This window comes from Gluconobacter oxydans DSM 3504 (assembly GCF_000583855.1).
GTDB classification, from domain to species: Bacteria; Pseudomonadota; Alphaproteobacteria; order Acetobacterales; family Acetobacteraceae; genus Gluconobacter; species Gluconobacter oxydans.
On record NZ_CP004373.1, the window covers coordinates 378,430 to 395,770 of the forward strand.

The 17,341-nt window shown below is 63.0% G+C and carries 15 protein-coding genes; 8 read left to right on the top strand and 7 right to left on the bottom strand.

Translation table 11 applies throughout. From position 1 onward, the window contains the following. The first annotated feature begins 3 nt into the window (after positions 1-3). Both GLS_RS01790 and GLS_RS01795 read left to right on the top strand, forming a co-directional pair. Positions 4-1,185, top strand: coding sequence for a divergent polysaccharide deacetylase family protein (locus tag GLS_RS01790; protein WP_052327418.1), 1,182 nt, complete (start codon positions 4-6; stop codon positions 1,183-1,185). Further along, positions 1,182-1,694 carry an RNA pyrophosphohydrolase gene (locus GLS_RS01795; RefSeq protein ID WP_041110812.1) on the top strand — a complete coding sequence of 171 codons (513 nt, stop codon included), beginning with the start codon at positions 1,182-1,184 and terminating at the stop codon, positions 1,692-1,694. Before GLS_RS01790 ends, GLS_RS01795 begins: the two co-directional genes overlap by 4 nt. On the opposite strand, the gene GLS_RS01800 is transcribed toward GLS_RS01795, so the two are convergent. From GLS_RS01800 to GLS_RS01810, 3 genes are read right to left on the bottom strand one after another with little or no spacing between them, the layout of a single operon-like run. Beyond that, on the bottom strand, positions 1,652-3,406 hold the full coding sequence (locus GLS_RS01800; protein ID WP_041110813.1) for an ABC transporter ATP-binding protein: 1,755 nt from the start codon (positions 3,404-3,406) through the stop codon (positions 1,652-1,654). The genes GLS_RS01795 and GLS_RS01800 overlap by 43 nt on opposite strands. 45 nt (positions 3,407-3,451) lie before the next feature. Then, on the bottom strand, positions 3,452-4,642 hold the full coding sequence (locus tag GLS_RS01805; RefSeq protein ID WP_041110814.1) for a CCA tRNA nucleotidyltransferase: 1,191 nt from the start codon (positions 4,640-4,642) through the stop codon (positions 3,452-3,454). Then, entirely contained in the window at positions 4,639-5,175 is a 537-nt protein-coding gene (locus GLS_RS01810) for a DUF1285 domain-containing protein (RefSeq protein ID WP_052327602.1), read from the bottom strand. The genes GLS_RS01805 and GLS_RS01810 overlap by 4 nt, the downstream gene beginning before the upstream one ends. A gap of 155 nt (positions 5,176-5,330) precedes the next feature. On the opposite strand from GLS_RS01810, the gene GLS_RS01815 reads away from it, so the two are divergent. The 5 genes from GLS_RS01815 (at position 5,331) to GLS_RS01835 (ending at position 12,754) form a co-directional block, all read left to right on the top strand. After that, positions 5,331-6,359 (top strand): AAA family ATPase, encoded by a 1,029-nt coding sequence (locus GLS_RS01815; RefSeq protein ID WP_041110816.1) that lies wholly within the window; start codon positions 5,331-5,333, stop codon positions 6,357-6,359. Positions 6,360-6,364: 5 nt separating this feature from the next. Continuing rightward, the gene (locus GLS_RS01820) at positions 6,365-7,291 is read left to right on the top strand and encodes a DUF58 domain-containing protein (RefSeq protein ID WP_041110818.1); all 927 of its coding nucleotides are present in this window, start codon (positions 6,365-6,367) and stop codon (positions 7,289-7,291) included. Next, on the top strand, positions 7,288-10,023 hold the full coding sequence (locus GLS_RS01825; RefSeq protein ID WP_041110820.1) for a DUF4159 domain-containing protein: 2,736 nt from the start codon (positions 7,288-7,290) through the stop codon (positions 10,021-10,023). The genes GLS_RS01820 and GLS_RS01825 overlap by 4 nt, the downstream gene beginning before the upstream one ends. Then, entirely contained in the window at positions 10,020-12,059 is a 2,040-nt protein-coding gene (locus GLS_RS01830; protein ID WP_041110821.1) for a hypothetical protein, read from the top strand. Before GLS_RS01825 ends, GLS_RS01830 begins: the two co-directional genes overlap by 4 nt. A gap of 77 nt (positions 12,060-12,136) precedes the next feature. Next, positions 12,137-12,754: an ankyrin repeat domain-containing protein gene (locus GLS_RS01835; RefSeq protein ID WP_041110822.1), complete on the top strand. Its 618-nt coding sequence runs from the start codon at positions 12,137-12,139 to the stop codon at positions 12,752-12,754. 71 nt (positions 12,755-12,825) lie between these two features. On the opposite strand, the gene GLS_RS01840 is transcribed toward GLS_RS01835, so the two are convergent. The 4 genes from GLS_RS01840 to GLS_RS01855 all read right to left on the bottom strand — a co-directional run bounded on the left by GLS_RS01840 (position 12,826) and on the right by GLS_RS01855 (position 15,680). Beyond that, on the bottom strand, positions 12,826-13,911 hold the full coding sequence (locus GLS_RS01840; protein ID WP_011251930.1) for a site-specific DNA-methyltransferase: 1,086 nt from the start codon (positions 13,909-13,911) through the stop codon (positions 12,826-12,828). After that, on the bottom strand, positions 13,908-14,531 hold the full coding sequence (locus GLS_RS01845) for a ribonuclease HII (protein WP_041110825.1): 624 nt from the start codon (positions 14,529-14,531) through the stop codon (positions 13,908-13,910). Before GLS_RS01845 ends, GLS_RS01840 begins: the two co-directional genes overlap by 4 nt. A gap of 146 nt (positions 14,532-14,677) precedes the next feature. After that, on the bottom strand, positions 14,678-15,313 hold the full coding sequence (locus tag GLS_RS01850) for a DUF4339 domain-containing protein (protein ID WP_041110826.1): 636 nt from the start codon (positions 15,311-15,313) through the stop codon (positions 14,678-14,680). Positions 15,314-15,389: 76 nt separating this feature from the next. After that, on the bottom strand, positions 15,390-15,680 hold the full coding sequence (locus GLS_RS01855; protein WP_011251933.1) for a CsbD family protein: 291 nt from the start codon (positions 15,678-15,680) through the stop codon (positions 15,390-15,392). Between the two features lie 281 nt (positions 15,681-15,961). Between GLS_RS01855 and GLS_RS01860 the strand changes: the two genes are divergently transcribed. Continuing rightward, positions 15,962-17,305 carry an efflux RND transporter periplasmic adaptor subunit gene (locus GLS_RS01860; protein ID WP_041110828.1) on the top strand — a complete coding sequence of 448 codons (1,344 nt, stop codon included), beginning with the start codon at positions 15,962-15,964 and terminating at the stop codon, positions 17,303-17,305. The last annotated feature ends 36 nt before the right edge of the window (positions 17,306-17,341 follow it).

Here is a 17,341-nt window from a genome sequence, read left to right on the forward strand (position 1 = left end):
ATCGTGCAGAACCGTCCCGCCTCCAGCCGACCAGGGCTCTGGCAACGACTTCCCGTTATTGGACGCCTTCTGATCGCGTTCTGGGCCGTTCTTCTGGCCGGTGGAGCCGGGGCGGCGGCGTTTCTGTGGCACCAGCAGAAACCCGCTGTCCTCGCCAAGGTCACTCCGCAGTCCAAACCGCTTCTGCCTGCGCAGCCCACCTCCCCGGCCAATTCTTCGATTGTTTCCACTCCGGCCCCAAAAGAAACAACCGTGGCAGCCGCTGGAGCGCAGGCATCCGCCGCGCTGGTTGTGGCAAAGCCGGCTGACATGGCGTTGCCGACGGCGGCGCCCACCATTCCGGCCAAGGCTGTCCCGCCTTCACCAGCGGGATCTTCGACCGCTGTGACACAACAGGCCCTGCCCCCGGTAGGGTCGTCTATCGCTTCCCCTTCTCCACAAGCATCGGCCCCCCTCCCGACCGACAAAACCGCCATCGCAATCGTGCTGCAGGGGTTTGGCTATTCCGATGCCCTGACCTACGACCTTCTTTCGCGTATTCCCGCGCCTGTGGCAGTTGGGATTTCGCCTTATGTCAGCAATATCAGGGACATCATTGCGCGGGCTCATGCCAGCCACAGGGAAGTCTATGTCACCCTTCCCATGCAGAGCGCCCATCCCGAGCGGGTCGATGAAGGCCCACATGCGTTGGGATATGGAAACTCCGCTGCTGATGATCAGCGCGAACTGGAATGGTGCCTCTCCCGTGCCGCAGGCGCGGAAGGACTGACGGATGCGTCTGAAAACGGAGACGATCAGCCGGGCGGAGGCTATGCGACTTCGCCCGATTTCTCCCCGATTGCCAGTGCCATCAGCAGCAAGGGCCTGCTCTATCTGGCGGGATCCGCGCAGGATGGCCGTCGCACGCGCGGGATGACGGCAACTGCCTGGATCGACGGGGATACGGACGCCGCCACTCTGGACAGCCGTCTGGCCGCACTGCTGCCTCAGGACGGAAAGCCGGCAAAGATCCTGCTGATGGTCGGGCCGATCACACCTGTCATGATCGACCGTCTCGCAAACTGGCTTAAAGCTCCGGCCGCGCAGAACTTCGTCGTTGTACCGCCATCGGCTTTCGCGGATAGCGGCATCAGCAACGATCAGGCCGCCAATCTTTCACCTTCCAATCCGGTAGCGCCGCTATGACCGACCCCATGACCCTTCCCTACCGCCCGAATGTGGGAATTGCGCTCTTCAACCGTGACGGCAAGCTGTTCATCGCCCGGCGCACAGACCTTCCGGGAGACGTCTGGCAGTGCCCACAGGGCGGTATTGATGAAGGTGAGACACCACAGGTCGCTGCCCTGCGGGAAATGGGAGAAGAAATCGGAACCCAGAACGCGCGCATTCTGGCCGAACGGAGTGGCTGGCTTTCCTATGATCTGCCGTCCGATCTGATCGGAAAGGCCCTGGGAGGACGTTTCCGGGGGCAGACCCAGAAATGGTTCGTGATGGGTTACGAAGGACAGGATTCCGATATCCGTCTGGACCTTCAGGACCCGCCTGAATTCGACGCCTGGGAGTGGGTCGAGCCGCAGGCGGTTCTGAAACGCAATCTGGGCTTCAAGAAAGCCCTCTATACCGATCTGATTCCTGAGCTGGCAGCGCTTTTTCAGGCTGCTGCCAGGGACTGGGTCCGCACCAGCCGCGCATAAAGGCCGTCCTTGCGGAGAAGTTCGGCATGGGTGCCCGCTTCGGCAACGGCACCCTGATCCATCACAACGATCAGATCGGCAGCCTGCACGGTGGAAAGCCGGTGCGCGACAATCACTGTCGTGCGGCCTGAACGCAGGTTTGCCAGAGCATTCTGCACCCGCGCCTCGCTTTCGGAATCAAGCGCACTCGTCGCTTCATCCAGCAGCAGAATGCGCGGGTTACGAAGCAGGGCGCGGGCCAGAGCCACGCGCTGACGCTGGCCACCGGACAGTCGGCGTCCACCCGGCCCGACGCGTGTTTCCAGACCCGCCGGCAGGTTATCGAGGAAATCGACCGCCGCCATGGCGCAGGCCTTTTCGACCTCGCTGCGTGAGGCGGAAGGCCGCCCGATCCAGATATTTTCAAGCACGGACATGTCAAACAGGGTCGTATCCTGACTGACATACGCGATGGCGTCCCGAAGGGAGGACAGGGTCAGATCCCGCAGATCCACGCCTTCAAGACGGATGCTGCCCGCGCTGACATCGTGCAGACGCGGGATCAGGGAAAGCGCCGTAGATTTTCCGGCGCCGCTCGGCCCTACGAGCGCAACGGTTTTCCCAGGCTGAACCTCGAAGGTCAGGTTCTGCAGACCGACCCTCCCATCCTCGTAACGATAACTGGCCTGCTGGAACGCCAGATGGCCTTTTCCGGACGGCAGGGGTTTCGCGTTCGGGCGCTCCACAACAGCCGGAGGTTCATCGATCACGGCAAAAACCCGCGACAGACCGGCCAGCCCTTCCTGAAGAGCCGTATTGAGCGAACCCAGCGCCCGGATCGGCCGGGCGGCAGTCAGGAGAGCGGCAATAAAGGCGGTGAAGTCCCCCAGTGTCGCACCGCCCTGGGCCGCACGCCAGCCCGCGAAGCCCAGCACGGCAGCCACAGCGGCACCGCCCAGAACCTCCAGAACCGGATCAACACGCGCACGCCCTTTTGCAATCCGCAGGAAGGCCGAGTGCAGCAGATCAAGCGAGTGATCGACGCGCGTACTTTCCCGCTCTTCCATCCGGTAGATGCGGACCTGCCGGGCCAGGGCAAAACTTTCGTTGAGCAGGGCCGAGGTCTCGCCGATCTGCTCCTGCATGCCGCCCGAGGCCCGGCGCACTTTTTTGCCCAGCTTCTGGATAGGCACGGCCGCGACCGGGTAGAGCACGAGCGCAATCAGGCTCAGTTCCCAGTCCGTGACGATCATGGAAATGACGAGCCCCACCACCGTCACCGCATCACCGAGCGCGTTGACCACACGGATCATGGCCTCGCGGATCGAAATGGCATCCGTGGTGAAACGGGCAGCCCATTTGGCGGGGGCATCCTTTTCGATGGTCGAGACGTCCGCCTGAAGTGCATGGGCGAACATGCGCGACTGCAACCCGCGGATTACGGCCAGAACCAGTCCCTGCACGGCGATCGTCTGCCCGTACTGGGACGCGGCTTTCAGTCCAGTCACGATCACGACCAGAGCCGGCACCTGATAGAGGATCCTAGAATCATGCGCCGCGAACATGTCCACGGCGCGCTTGATGACCGCGGGGTAAAGCGCGGTCAGCCCTGCCATCAGGACCGTCAGAACAATGACGGAGATGATCCGTCCCACATGCTGGCGCATTTCCTCACGCCAGATGCGTTTCATCAGGACGCGGCTGTCCGTATCAAGAGCTGTCGTTTTCGTCATATCGGGGGGTTTAGCAGGCCTTGCGAAAAGGGCGAAACCGCCGCTTCATTTCTGCGTGGCAAGATAGGCCAGACACGCGCTCCGGTCCGGCAGGCATCCCTGCGCCATCCACCAGTCCCGGCCCGTTTTCAGCCATTGCCCCATACCCGGCCCCGGGCGAACCCCCTGCGTGATGGCATCCTTGCCCGATAGCGGGAATTCGGGCTGCGGCATGGCCTGCAACCGTGAACGGAACTGCTCCCATGCGCTGTCAGGCGCGCCCACAAGACGGGCCTGCAGCAACCAGCTCCGCTCTACAAGCCGTTCCAGATCCTGCAGTACCCGCAGACGACGAAGGTCGTCATCGGACAGTTCCGGGTGCAAGGCCGGTTGAGCTGACGCCCAGGCCTCGATTTTCGCGCTATCCGCGTTGGACAGTTTCAGGCGCCTAGCCAGCTCCGGACTGTTCCGGTGACACAGCGCAAACAACCTGAGCAAGGAAGATACCGGCGCCTCACAGGCCAGCAGACGGTTCAGGAAATGCTGGTCCGGCTCTGGCAGAAGTACCTGAAGCAGGCCGACCGATGCCATTGCCCCTATCGTTTCGTTTAGGCGCGGACCAGACAGAATTCTCAGCAGTTCCGAGGCCACCCGTTCAGCCGAGAGCGTGCCAATCAGTCCAAGCTGCTCCGAAACGGCCTGACATGCCTCCCGGTCAGGAACGCCATGCCCGTATCGCGCATCGAACCGGAAGAAACGAAGGGCTCTCAGCGCATCTTCCGCGATCCGGCGCGAGGCGTCTCCGACGAACCGCACGCGGTGGTTCTGAAGATCCTCCCGGCCACCGAAATAATCATGGAGCCGGTCGTAACGGTCCAGCGACATGGCATTGATCGTAAAATCCCGCCGGGCCGCGTCTTCCGCCCAGTCCTGCGTCCAGGCCACGATCGCGTGGCGCCCGTCCGTTTCCTCGTCGCGACGCAGCGTCGTGATTTCGTAGGGCACATTATCCAGCAAAGCCGTGACGGTCCCATGAGCAAGCCCGGTGGGAATCACGCGAATGCCGGCCTGTTCCAGCCGGCGCTGCACATCGTCTGGCGGTTCCGGAGTCGCGAGATCCAGATCATGGACGGCAACACTGGCGAGCAGATCTCGCACCGATCCGCCGACGAGGCGAGCCTCAGGCAGAACCGACCAGATGCGATCCAGTCCCGTACGATCTGGCAGCCGCTCCAGCAGGGCGGAGGTCTGCGTCATGCAGGACGCGAAAGCGGGAAGAAACAGTCCTGGCTCCAGACACCGAGACAGGGCTCACCCTTCACATGTCCGGGAACCGCAAGGGCCGCGAGTTCGTAATGAACCGCACGTGTCACCCGCGCGAGGATGGGGAAAGCCCCCTCGCCGTCACGGATATGGACATAGGGTACGCTGGCGCACTCGTCCGACGGGCGGTCCCAGTCACAGGAGAGCGGATGTTCGGGGCCGACACAGATCAACTCATCCATGTTGGTGCGGAAACAGAGATTCTGCTGCCGGCCGCAGGTACCGCGGAAGTCCAGCTCGACCGCCACGAACGGCACATCCTCGACCTGGATGATTCCCTGTTCCATCGGCGTTTTCAGCCAGTAGGTTCCCTCAGGATCGCGGGTGAGCATCGAAGAGAACATGCACAGCATGGCTTTGCGTTTGATCGCCGAGCCCCGGTAAAGCCAGGTGCCATCGCGCTGGATGAGAAAAGGCAGCAGCCGGGGGCCTGTACCAGGCGTTCCGGGAAAGGAAGACGGAGGCATCAGGGGATCTGGAGACAGGGCGGCGTCAGGTCGGGCCGCCTGCCGGAACTGATGATCGCTCAATTTTCCCTCCAACTGCATAAAAACTCTCTTCTCACACCAACTTGGGTGCAATCGAGCCTTGATGAAACCCCCACACCTGTCAGACTGGCGTCATGAGCGAGCAGCAATATTCTTCCGGCGTTTCCGCCGGCACCCTGCAGGGCGAGGCGGACGTGGCTGAAGCCGACCGTCTGGCCCCGGTTCTCCGTCATGTCCGTCAGGCCATCGGCGGCATTGTTCTGGGCCAGGACAGCGTCATTGAACAGGTGCTTGTCACGATCCTGTCCGGTGGTCACGCGCTTCTGATGGGCGCGCCGGGTCTGGGCAAGACGCTTCTGGTCAATACGGCGTCGCGCGTGCTGGGTCTGGACGCAACGCGCATCCAGTTCACGCCCGACCTGATGCCGTCGGATATCACGGGTGCGGAAATCCTCGATCAGGATGCCGACGGGCGTCGCGCCTTCCGCTTCCTACCCGGCCCGATTTTCGGTCAGCTCGTTCTGGCTGATGAAATCAACCGTGCCAGCCCGCGCACCCAGTCTGCCCTGCTTCAGGCGATGGCAGAACGACGCGTGACGCAGGGCGGCAAGGATTACGCCCTTCCGCGTCCTTTCCACGTTCTCGCGACCCAGAACCCGATCGAGCAGGAAGGCACCTATCCGCTTCCCGAAGCCCAACTCGACCGTTTCATGCTTCAGATCAGCCTCGGATTTCCGGGTCGGGACGCGGAACGTCAGATGCTGCTTCAGACCACGGGCGCCACGACGCCGACGGCTTCTGCCCTGATGAATGCTGAAAGTCTTCTCGCGGCCCAGAACCTCGTTCGCCGCCTGCCGGTTGGCGATCAGGTCGTGGATGCAATCCTAACACTTACGCGCTCCCTGCGTCCGGAAGATCCGTCCTCTCCGCAGGACGTGCGTGATGCCGTCTCCTACGGTCCCGGCCCCCGTGCGGCACAGGCCTTGATGATCGCAACCCGCGCCCGCGCACTGCTCGACGGCCGTCTGGCGCCGAGCCTCGATGACGTCGTGGCCCTTGCAAGCCCGGTGCTGTCGCATCGTATCGGGCTGGGCTTTGGCGCGCGCGCATCGGGGACGGATCGCGAAGCCCTGATCCGCAAGCAGGCACAGGCCCTCCTCTGATCGCCGTGAAAAGTCCGTCCGATACCCTGCGCAGTTTCTTCCGCCGCAACCGGGGCGCTGCTTCCAGCGCTCCGGCCGTGCAGGCGGAAAGCCTCGCCCTGCCCGCGCTCGTTCTTGAAGCCGAAAAGATTGCCGCGAGCCTGCAAAGCGGTGTTCATGGCCGCAGGCGTTCGGGCGCGGGTGAGGATTTCTGGCAGTTCCGCCCCTATCACGCTGGCGAGCCCGCAACGTCCATCGACTGGCGGCAGTCAGCCCGCTCTCCGGTCGAGGACACGTTCTGGGTCCGTGAGCGCGAGCGGGAAAATGCCCAGTCGCTGATGCTGTGGTGCGACCCGTCGCCGTCCATGCAGTGGCGCTCGTCCGAGGCCCTGCCGACCAAGGCGGAGCGGGCGCAGCTCTGCACGCTGGCTCTGGCTTCCGCGTCCCTGCGCGGTGGCGAACGCGCTGGCCTTCTGACCGGGATTGAGGCGGGACGCGCTCTGGCTGGTCGGCAGGTCCTGCCGCGGCTGGCCGCCTCCCTTCTGCATCCGGATGCGGACGAGCCAGAGTTCCCGCGCATGGCACTCATTCCCGCCCGGTCCGATCTGGTCGTGATCAGCGATTTCCTGTGGGACGAAGACCGGATCGACACATTTCTCAAGACCTGCGCCAGCCGCCCCGTGCGTACCCATCTTCTCTGCGTTCTCGATCCTGCGGAGCGGGAACTGAAACGCTCCGGACGAATCCGGTTTGAAGGGCTGGAAGGCGGCGTTCTGACGCTTCCGGCGATGGAAAGCCTTGGCCCGGCCTATGAACAGGCCATGAATGCGCATCTGGCAGCGCTGAAGCAGAGTGCGGCCTCGCTTCATGCCGACTGCATCCTGCATGACACATCGCAGAATCCGCTTCCGGCCCTGCTGGCGCTTCACATGGCATTGGGAGGTGGCCGATGATTCTTCTCGCCCCACTCCTGCTGCTCGGCCTCCTCACGCTGCCTGCTTTGTGGTGGCTGGTCCGCGCCACGCCGCCCGCACCGCAGGATCAGCGCTTTCCGTCCCTGCTCATCCTGCACCGGCTGACGGCACGGCGCGAAGATGCGGCCCGTTCGCCGCTCTGGCTCCTGCTTCTGCGCATGGCCGCCGTGGCCCTCATCATTTTCGGACTAGCCCGTCCTGTCCTGACCCCGCATCAGGCTGAAACCGGAAACGGCCCGCTCACACTCATTCTCGATGATGGCTGGGCCGCCATTCCGCACTGGAACGAACGTATTTCCGCGGCTCTGGCGCTTGGTGAAACTGCGATCCGCAACGGTCAGGACGTAACGCTCCTGCACGCCGCCCGCGCGCCTGATGGCGCGATGCCCGAAGCATTCACGACGCATGACGCGCATGCCCTGTCCGAACATCTTTCCCGCCTGCGGCCTCAGCCCTGGCCAACGGACCGTCAGGCTCTGGCGTCCCTGCTCCAGCACCGGGACCTGTCCGGCCAGCGCGTGATGGTCCTTTCGGACGGGCTGGCGGCGGACGGAGACAACGCCCTGCATGACGCACTTGCAAAGGCCCATTCGGTGCAGGACATGCGCTGGAATGGCTGCGATATCTTGCGTCTTGCTGCGTCCACCGGTCAGGACGGTGCCCTTCATGCCAGAGTGGACACACTGTCCTGCCACACGCGGACCGTGACGCTCCATGCTGCCAATGCCAATGGTGGAACGCTTGCCGCCTATCCTGTCAGAACCGGGCAGGATCAGACCATTTCGCTCCCGCCTCTCCTGCGGAACCAGCTTGATCATCTGACGCTGGAAGGCGCGACCGGCCCGGCTGCAGTGCATCTGATGGGACAGGCGGATCATCGCCGCCCCGTCGGTATCCTCCAGACGCCCGGCGATGCCACACCGCTTGTCGGTTCGGCGTTCTTCCTGAACCGCGCCTTGCAGCCGATTTCAGATCTGCATAGCGGGGATGCGACGGCGCTGCTGGGTGCGCCCCTGTCTGTCCTGATTGCGACCGATGGCGCGCTTTCCGGCGACCAGACGCGCAGCCGTGTCCTGAACTGGGTCCGTCATGGCGGCATGCTCGTCCGCTTTGCCGGTCCCGGCCTCGCTGCCGATCAGGGCGCTGCTTCCGACGCCACGTCAGACGCGCTTTTACCCGTCCACCTCATGAGCGGCATGCGGCAGCTTGGCGGTCCCATGTCCTGGGGCAAGCCGCAGACACTGGCGCCCTTCCCCGAGACCTCGCCGTTCTCTGACCTCACGATCCCACCCGATGTCACCGTCTCCCGGCAGGTTCTGGCCAAGCCTGAAACAGGCCTGACGGATCACGTCTGGGCGGCCCTGAGCGACGGAACGCCTCTCGTGACCGCGCGGGCGGAAGGCAATGGCGAGATCGTCCTGTTCCATGTCACGGCCTCGCCGGACTGGTCCAATGTGCCGCTGTCGGGGCTGTTCCCCGACATGCTGGAGCGCCTGATCGAGCGTTCGGCCGGCGTTGCGGGCGGGGGACCTTCGGAGCTTGCGCCCTGGCGTATTATCGGAAGTGACGGTGGGCTCATCATGCCGCCACAGGCCGCACGCTCCATCCGCGTCGCGGATCTGGCGCATACGCCTGTCTCCGTTACTCATCCCGCCGGACTTTACGGTCCGGCCCATGGAACGCATGCCCTGAACCTTTCCGACTCTGCGCCCGCAATGAAGGAAGAAGCCCTGCTTGGGTCCCGCATTTCACCGGATGGTGCCCATGCGGACCGTCCTCTTGGCCCGGCGCTGATGACAGCGGGCCTGCTGCTTCTGCTGCTGGACCTGCTCCTGTCCCTGCGGCGTCGCGGGCTGCTGGGCGCTCTGGGCGTGGCCTGTCTGCTGATCCTGCCCGTGGCCCATGCCCAGACCCCGACGCAGATGCCGCCCCTGCCGACAACAGTGCCACAGGCTGCGCTTGATACACGGCTGGCTTATGTCATCACCGGCCATGACGATATCGACACTGTCTCCCGCGAAGGGCTTCAGGGCCTCTCCGACTTCACGACTGCACGCAGTTCCGCAACGCTCGGCCATCCGGATGGCGTCGTTCCTGGCAAGGACGATCTGGCGTTCTATCCGCTCCTGTACTGGCCGGTCACACCCGATGCCCAGCCCGACCCCGAGCGCACGAAAGCCCTCAATGCCTTCATGGATCATGGCGGCATCCTGCTGATTGACGAACAGGGCGCGGGGACCGATACGGATTCCGGAACCAGTTCTGCCGCCCGGGCTGCGCTTCAGCGCGTCACCGACGGTCTTGTCGTGCCGCCCCTCGCCAAGCTGACGGAAAAGCATGTTCTGGCCCATACCTTCTATCTGCTGCACAGCGGCTTTCCCGGCCGCGTTGCCGGGCAGCCGGTCTATGTCGCGCGTAACGGCGATGAAGCGAATGATGACGTCAGCCCGGTCATCATCGGCAATGGCGACTGGGCGCATGCCTGGGCCGTGGATGGTTCGGGCAACCATCCCTTTGCCGTCATTCCCGGTGGCGAGGACCAGCGGACGCAGGCCTATCGTTTCGGCATGAATATGGTGCTGTACGCCCTGACCGGAAACTACAAGAACGATCAGGCCCAGTATCCTGAAATGCTCCGCCGCCTCGGCACACCCGACAATGGAGCCGCCGCAACCAGCCCCGACAGCGTTGACGAGGAGGACGCACCATGATGTTCGACCTTTCTCCCATGCTGCCGGTCTGGCTTCTGGCAACGCTGGCAGTCCTGACCGTTGCGGGCGCAGTCTACGGTGCCATCCGTGGCGCACGCGGCATGCTTTGGCGGGCTCTCGCTGTGCTGGCACTTCTGGGCTGGCTGTCCGGACCGCGCTCGCTCCATCCGGTGCTGCGACCCGTGCCGCAGGATGCGCTTCTGGTTGTGGACCGCTCGGCCTCCATGCAGGTTGGTCACCGGACTGCCATCGCAGATCATGCCGCCGAACAGATCATGCAGGACGCGGCCCATCTTCCGGGCCTGACGCTGCATCGCGTCGATGTGCCGGGCGGGACCGGTCACGGAACGCGCCTGTTCGAGGCTCTCGACCATGCGGATCTGCCGCAGGGCCGTTTCGCGGGCGCCATTGTCGTGACCGATGGCATGGATCATGACGTGCCACCCCATCTGCCACCCCGCTTTCATGGCGCGAATGGACAAACGCTTCCTCTGCATCTTCTGCTGACGGCGCATGGCGAGGAACAGGACCGGCGCCTGCGTATCCTGAGCACGCCGCCCTATGCGATCGTCGGCCAGAACGCCACGATCCGCGTTCAGGTGGACGATCTGGGAGCGCCCAGCGCTTCGGACGCCATTCTCACGATCCGCTCCGGCGACGCCCCGTCGCAGACACGCCCCATCCAGACCGGTACGCCGCAGGACATCACGCTGCCCGTCCAGCATCCCGGCGAGACGCTGGTTGGGCTGTCCGTGTCCCCTCTGGCCGGGGAAGCGTCCACCGAGAACAACAGTGAAGTCGTCCGTATCCGTGGCGTTCGGGACCGGCTGCGCGTGCTGCTGGTCTCAGGTGTGCCCAATCAGGGAGAGCGGGTCTGGCGCCGGCTGCTGAAGGCCGATCCGTCCGTCGATCTCGTGCACTTCACCATCCTGCGCTCCCCCAATACCGATGACGGCACACCGCTGTCGGATCTGGCGCTGATCCCGTTCCCGATCCGCGAACTGTTTCAGGAAAAGATCCGCAGCTTCGACCTCATCATTCTGGACGGCTTTCGCAACAGCAACATCCTGCCCGACGAATACCTGACCAATATCGCCGATTACGTGCGCAATGGCGGCGGGCTGCTGGTGACGGCCGGACCTGAATTCACGCAGGACGGCACGCTTCAGGACACAAGCCTCGCGCAGGTTCTCCCCGCGCATGTCAGCACGGACGGAATCGTTACTCGCGCCTTCCGTCCTTCCCTGACCGATCTCGGCAAGACCCATCCGGTCACCGCTGGCCTGACGGAAGACTGGGGGCCCTGGTATCGCGCCCTTCATCCGGACCAGTCACACGGCGAAGACCTGATGCACGGTCCCGATGGTGCGCCGCTTCTCCTGCTGGACCGCGTGGATCGCGGGCGCGTGGCCATGCTGTTGTCGGATCAACTCTGGCTCTGGTCACGCGGTGAAGGTGGCGGCGGACCGCAGGCCGAACTTCTGCGCCGCCTGTCACACTGGCTGATGAAGGAACCGGACCTTGAGGAAAACCGCCTCACGGCCCGGATCGAGAACGGCCAGCTTGAAATCGAACGTCATGCCGCCGGCCAGCCCGTTTCGCCGGAAGCTTTCGTGACCGCCCCGGACGGAAAGCGCCAGCCCCTGACGCTGACCCGGACGAATGGCGTCTGGCATGCTACGGCCCCCGCCACGATGCCCGGAATCTGGAGCGTCCGGCAGGATGGTCTCGTCGCCTTTGCCAGCCCGGTCTCGCATGATCCGATCGAGCGGCAGGATCTGCGCGCCACCGCGACCGTCATGGGCGCCAGCGCCAAAGCCTCCGGCGGGTCGGTCTCCTGGATCGCGGATCACACGCCGCATCTGCGACAGGTTTCCACCGGTTCGGCCATGAGCGGTTCGGACTGGATGGGCCTGCCCGTCACGACCGCCGCCGTCGCGGGTGAGACACGCACGAAAGACCTCATTCCCGCCTGGGCGGCCCTGCTTGCGGCGCTGATTTTCCTCGCAATCGGCTGGTGGCGGGAAGGTCATTGAAAAAATGTCACATTCCGGCACGCCTGAGAGGCATCTGCAGACTCGCACAGGACGATCGATCACAGTATATTGGCATCATGCGACTGCTCCCCACCCTGCCCCGCCTGCTGCTCGTTGCTGCTCTGGCAATGACGCCGACGATTCTCGTACCCTGGCATCACGCCCAGGCTCAGGATGCCGACGACGCCGAGGCTGAACAGGAAGCCGAAGCCGCCCAGAAGAAGGCCGAGGCCCGCAAGGCCGCCCAGCGCGCCGCGCCGCCTTCCGCCCTGCCCGGAGCAGAAGCATCCGATGACGATGCCGGTCATGCCCGTTCGGACGTGAACCCGACCACCGCCCTGTTCGATGCCATCAACCGTGGCTCGCTCAACGCTGCGAAAGAAGCCCTCAACCGCGGTGCCGATATGGGCGGTCACAACGTTCTGGACCAGACGCCGCTGGACATGGCCATCGACCTGAACCGCAAGGACATCATGTTCCTGCTCCTGTCGATGCGGACCTACAACCCGGATGGCAAGATCGAGAACAGCGTCTCTGACGAGGGCGTCGAGATGAAGAACGGCAGCGGCCATCTCACGATCGGCGGCAAATCCGTTACCCCGAAACGCTCTCTCGTCGCAGCATCGCCGCATTTCGATACGAGCGGCGGAAAACCGGACCCGTCAGTCGGCTTCCTTGGTTTTGCAGGCCACTGATATTTCTGCACCAGACACGAAAAAAGCCGGAGACTGATCTCCGGCTTTTTTTATGAGCACTGCCCCGGGCGTCAGCCGACGTTACGGAGCGCCTGGCTTTCCTGACGCAGCACATCAATCTGGACGTACTGGCCGTCCCGCTCGAAATACCAGAACGTCCAGCCATTGCAGGACGGTGCATTGGTCAGCATCGCACCCAGCTTGTGGATCGAGCCACGCTGATTGCCCGACACGAGCGTGCCATCGGGCGTGACGGTTGCTTTCAGCCGCTTCTGCCGGTCGTAAAGCAGCGTCCCGGCCGGAAGGACACCGGTTTCCACGAAACTGCCGAACGGAATGCGCGGCATTTCGCGCTTGGCAGGCGTCGTCGCAAGCTGCTCGGAAGTCAGGCGCTCTTCACGCGCCACGCGTTCCCGGGCGGCTTTGACGTAGTCCGGGTGGCGTTCAATAGCGATGTAATGGCGACCAAGGCGCTTCGCCATCGCAGGGGTGGTGCCACTTCCGCAGAACGGATCGAGCACCACGTCATTGGCATTGGTCGAGGCCACCAGCACACGATGCAGCAGGCTTTCCGGCTTCTGCGTCGGATGCAGTTTCAGACCATGTTCGTTCTTCAGACGCTCATTGCCCGTGCACAGCGGCAGGTACCAGTCCGAACGCATCTGAAGATCGTCATTCAGCGCCTTCATGGCCTGATAGTTGAAGCGATACTTGCTTTGCGGACCGCGCGCGGCCCAGATCAGCGTTTCATGCGCGTTGGTAAAACGACGTCCGCGGAAATTCGGCATCGGGTTGGACTTGCGCCAGACGATGTCGTTCAGGATCCAGAACCCCAGATCCTGCATGATCGCGCCCAGCCGGAAGACGTTGTGATACGACCCGATAACCCAGATCGTGCCGTCCTTGTGCAGGATACGACGCGCTTCACTCAGCCATTCGCGCGTAAAATTGTCGTAGGTCGCGTAATCCGCGAACTTGTCCCAGTCATCATCCACGCCATCCACGACGGTTTCGTCTGGACGACGCAACTCACCGCGCAGCTGAAGGTTGTACGGTGGGTCGGCGAAAATGCAGTCCACGCTCCCATCGGGCAGCGTCTTCATCGTCTCGATGCATTCTCCACGCAGGATCTGGTCGACGGGAAATTCACCGCTCATGCTGCGTGTGCCTCTGCTTCAATCATGTTTCGTATCGGCGCGAACCCGCGCCTGTGATGGGGTGTCACCCCCCGGAGCTTCAGTCCCTGCATATGCGCGGCCGTACCGTAACCGGCATTGCGCTCCCATCCATAAGCATCATGACGCACAGCCAGACGCGCCATCAGGCGGTCCCGCGTCACTTTTGCAATGATGGAGGCTGCGGCGATGGACAGGCTGATCCCGTCCCCGCCGATCACCATTTTGATGGGGCATGGCAGCTTCGGGGCATGTTTGCCGTCCACAAGCGCCAGATCGGGAGTGCGTCCCAGACGGGACAGGGCCCGCCGCATGGCCAGATAGCAGGCCTGGGCAATATTGATCTGCTCGATTTCCGCAACCGATGCCGCGCCGATACCGATCAGCGCCTGCTCATCGGCCATCAGGGCCTCATAGGCCAGCATCCGGCGACGGGCCGTCAGTTTCTTGGAATCATCGAGGAGGGAAGACAGGGTTTCTGAGGGGGGAGCCGTGAATGCTACGGCAGAAGCCACTACCGGCCCTGCCAGAGGACCACGCCCGACTTCGTCGATCCCGACGACCAGCCCCCCATGGGCAGCTTCCAGGGCGTAATCCGGCATTTCTGAGCATTCTCCCCGACAGACACCCCGAAATCAGGTGACCGAATCGGTTTTGAATCATGGCGACTCGAAAGGGAAGCCCAAAAATGCATGTTCTCTAAGTTTAATCTGTCAAGTGTGGTGGGAAAGACTCTTTCCCACCACCGTCAGAGTTCTTCCTGCTCGTTGTCCTGACCCGAGGCTGGCGGGGTTGAGGGAGCGGGCTGATTCAGCTCTCCCTGCCGGGTCTGAAGCTCGGTTTCGATCTGTGGCAGCTGATAGATTTTTTCCGTCACATTGGCCGCCAGCAGCACGAGACTGACGATAAGGAGCGACAATCCGCGCCCAACAATCTGCCGGCGCCGCCAGAAATATCCGGGCAGGAACAGCCACCACCAGAAGCCCGGCGGCGTCTGTCCACTTTCGCGGATGGAGTTCCGGTCCAGCATGAAAGCCGTAAAGAACAGGGCCAGCGACATCATTCCGACGATGGAGAAAGTCCCCATCCGTTCGCTGTCAGGGATCTGCCGCCAGTCCAGAACAAGAAGCGCCAGACGCTGGATCAGCCATGGCCCGACCAGCAGCACCCAGGCCCAGTGCTCCGAGATCCCGGCCGACATGCGCAGCAGCCCCGTCAGCGGAGACACCAGCCCCGCCGCGCTGGCCGGCTTCCAGACGTCTCCGAATTCCGACGTCCAGACAAGCGTCTCAGGTCTGATGCGCTGCTGCATGATCAGACGCAGAATTTCTTCACGGGAGACGGGACCGGCCTGCTGCCCGTTATTCTCGTAAAACCATTCCATGCAAAAAGCCTCCCGGATTACTCCGGGAGGCTTCTAGCACAAAGACGCCGCTGTGGTCGAAGCGCCTCTTGCTCCCTCAGGAGCTTTTGCGACCGAACATCAGTCCGCCCACGATCATTCCCACGACCGTCGCGATCACCAGCGAGATCAGCGGGCGATCCTGAACGAATGCCGTCGCGGCTTCGAGCTTGGTTTCACCCTCGTCGTACAGGTCCGCGAAGTCCTGCTGCGCCATGCCGGAAAGCTGGTCGAACTTGCCTTCGGCCTGGAGCTTCGCATCGCCCGTCAGACCGCCGAAACCGTCCTTGACCTTGCCCTTGGCTTCGTCCAGGAGGCCCTCGGCCTTCGTCTCAGTTGTATCAGCCATCTTGTTCTCCTCTGTCCGGATAGACCTGTGTCTGCATTCAAACGCGCGACGGGAGCATCCGGTTCCTGTCCGATATGATCCCTGAGCGCAGAAGAGACAAGCCCCGGGAAAAGGTAACGAAGCGTATCATTTGCGCTCTTTTTGATTTTCATTGTCAAAACTGAACAGGATTTAAGGTCGCGTCATGGCAGGCGCTGGCCTCCTGCCTTATAGGTATGAAAACACACAGCATCGCCGCCTGAGAGCCCTGTGCTCTGGTATACGGGAAAGACAGAACCACCATGGATCAGCAGACGGCCGGCTCAAACGACCGCCTTACGAACAGCACAGCCCAGTCCTCCCCCCCACCCGCACGCTCCCGTCGGCGCTGGATCCTGTGGGGAATTGTCCTTCTGGTCGCTCTTCTGATCCTGTTCGCAGTTTTCCGCCCCCATGGCGCAACGCACAAGCATGCCCGCGGAGCAACCGCCGATGGAAGCGTGCAGCCCGTCGCTGTCGCAACCGCCCATATCGGTGACATGCCCGTCATTTTCCAGGAAATCGGCACGGTCGTCCCGGTCACCAACGTGACGATCACACCGCGCGTCAACGGCCATATCGCGGCTGTCTATTACCAGGAAGGCCAGCACGTCCATAAAGGTGACGAGCTCGAACTGATCGATCCGCGTCCTTATGAGGCCACGCTCGAGCAGTATCGCGGCACGCTTGCGGCCGATATTGCGCAGCTTGAAAAAGCCCGTGTGGACAATGCCCGTTACCAGCGCCTGATCAAGCAGAACTCGACCTCGGCCATGACCGCCCGGGATCAGGAATTCACGGTGCAGCAGCTTGAAGGACAGGTCGAATACGATCGCGCCAATGTCCGCAATGCCGAACTGAACGTGATGTACTGCCATATCGTCGCGCCGGTCGAAGGTCGCGTCGGTATCCGCGTGCTCGACGTGGGCAACTATGTCACCGCGGGCCAGTCCGGCGGCCTGACGATCCTGACGCAGATGCAGCCGATCTCCGTGATTTTCACGGTCCCGCAGAACCAGCTGGGCGAAGTCGCGACCCATCTGCGTGAATCCGGCGAACTGACGGTCGAAGCCTGGAACAGCGACAACACCCAGAAACTCGCCACCGGCACGGTAAAAGCCCTCGACAGCCAGATCGACACCTCGACCGGAACGGTCCGGATGCGTGGCATTTTCCCGAACGAGGATGAACGCCTCTTCCCGAACCAGTTCGTCAATCCGCATCTGCTGGTTACGACGCTGCATAATGTCCTGCTCGTCCCCGGCAATGCCCTGCAGACCGGTCCGGACGGACGCTTCGTCTACCGCGTGAAATCCGATATGACCGTGGAAACCGTCCCCGTCACGGTGGGCGCCACTGACAGCACGAATGCCGTGATCCAGAAAGGCCTGAACGACGGTGACCGTGTTGTGACGGACGGCGTCAGCCATCTGCGCCCCGGCCAGAAGGTCTCGATCCCCGACACGTCTTCGGCAGCCAAGCAGACCTCGGAAGCCGAGCAGCAGACCGCCGGTCAGCACCGCCGGCACCGCAACGGACAGCAGAGCTCCGACGCCCCGCAGAAAACCAACGATCCGTCCTCGCCCGCCGATACTGGCAACCACTGATCGCCGCCCAGAACAGCAAGATTAGGGAACAGCAAG

Excerpts from the sequence above, each read along its gene's own strand:
- GLS_RS01800 (WP_041110813.1), bottom strand. The coding sequence starts at position 3,406 with ATGACGAAAACGACAGCTCTTGATACGGACAGCCGCGTCCTGATGAAA.
- GLS_RS01860 (WP_041110828.1), top strand. The coding sequence starts at position 15,962 with ATGGATCAGCAGACGGCCGGCTCAAACGACCGCCTTACGAACAGCACA.
- GLS_RS01850 (WP_041110826.1), bottom strand. The coding sequence starts at position 15,313 with ATGGAATGGTTTTACGAGAATAACGGGCAGCAGGCCGGTCCCGTCTCC.
- GLS_RS01810 (WP_052327602.1), bottom strand. The coding sequence starts at position 5,175 with ATGCCTCCGTCTTCCTTTCCCGGAACGCCTGGTACAGGCCCCCGGCTG.
- GLS_RS01825 (WP_041110820.1), top strand. The coding sequence starts at position 7,288 with ATGATTCTTCTCGCCCCACTCCTGCTGCTCGGCCTCCTCACGCTGCCT.
- GLS_RS01840 (WP_011251930.1), bottom strand. The coding sequence starts at position 13,911 with ATGAGCGGTGAATTTCCCGTCGACCAGATCCTGCGTGGAGAATGCATC.
- GLS_RS01855 (WP_011251933.1), bottom strand. The coding sequence starts at position 15,680 with ATGGCTGATACAACTGAGACGAAGGCCGAGGGCCTCCTGGACGAAGCC.
- GLS_RS01835 (WP_041110822.1), top strand. The coding sequence starts at position 12,137 with ATGCGACTGCTCCCCACCCTGCCCCGCCTGCTGCTCGTTGCTGCTCTG.
- GLS_RS01845 (WP_041110825.1), bottom strand. The coding sequence starts at position 14,531 with ATGCCGGATTACGCCCTGGAAGCTGCCCATGGGGGGCTGGTCGTCGGG.
- GLS_RS01830 (WP_041110821.1), top strand. The coding sequence starts at position 10,020 with ATGATGTTCGACCTTTCTCCCATGCTGCCGGTCTGGCTTCTGGCAACG.
- GLS_RS01795 (WP_041110812.1), top strand. The coding sequence starts at position 1,182 with ATGACCGACCCCATGACCCTTCCCTACCGCCCGAATGTGGGAATTGCG.
- GLS_RS01815 (WP_041110816.1), top strand. The coding sequence starts at position 5,331 with ATGAGCGAGCAGCAATATTCTTCCGGCGTTTCCGCCGGCACCCTGCAG.
- GLS_RS01805 (WP_041110814.1), bottom strand. The coding sequence starts at position 4,642 with ATGACGCAGACCTCCGCCCTGCTGGAGCGGCTGCCAGATCGTACGGGA.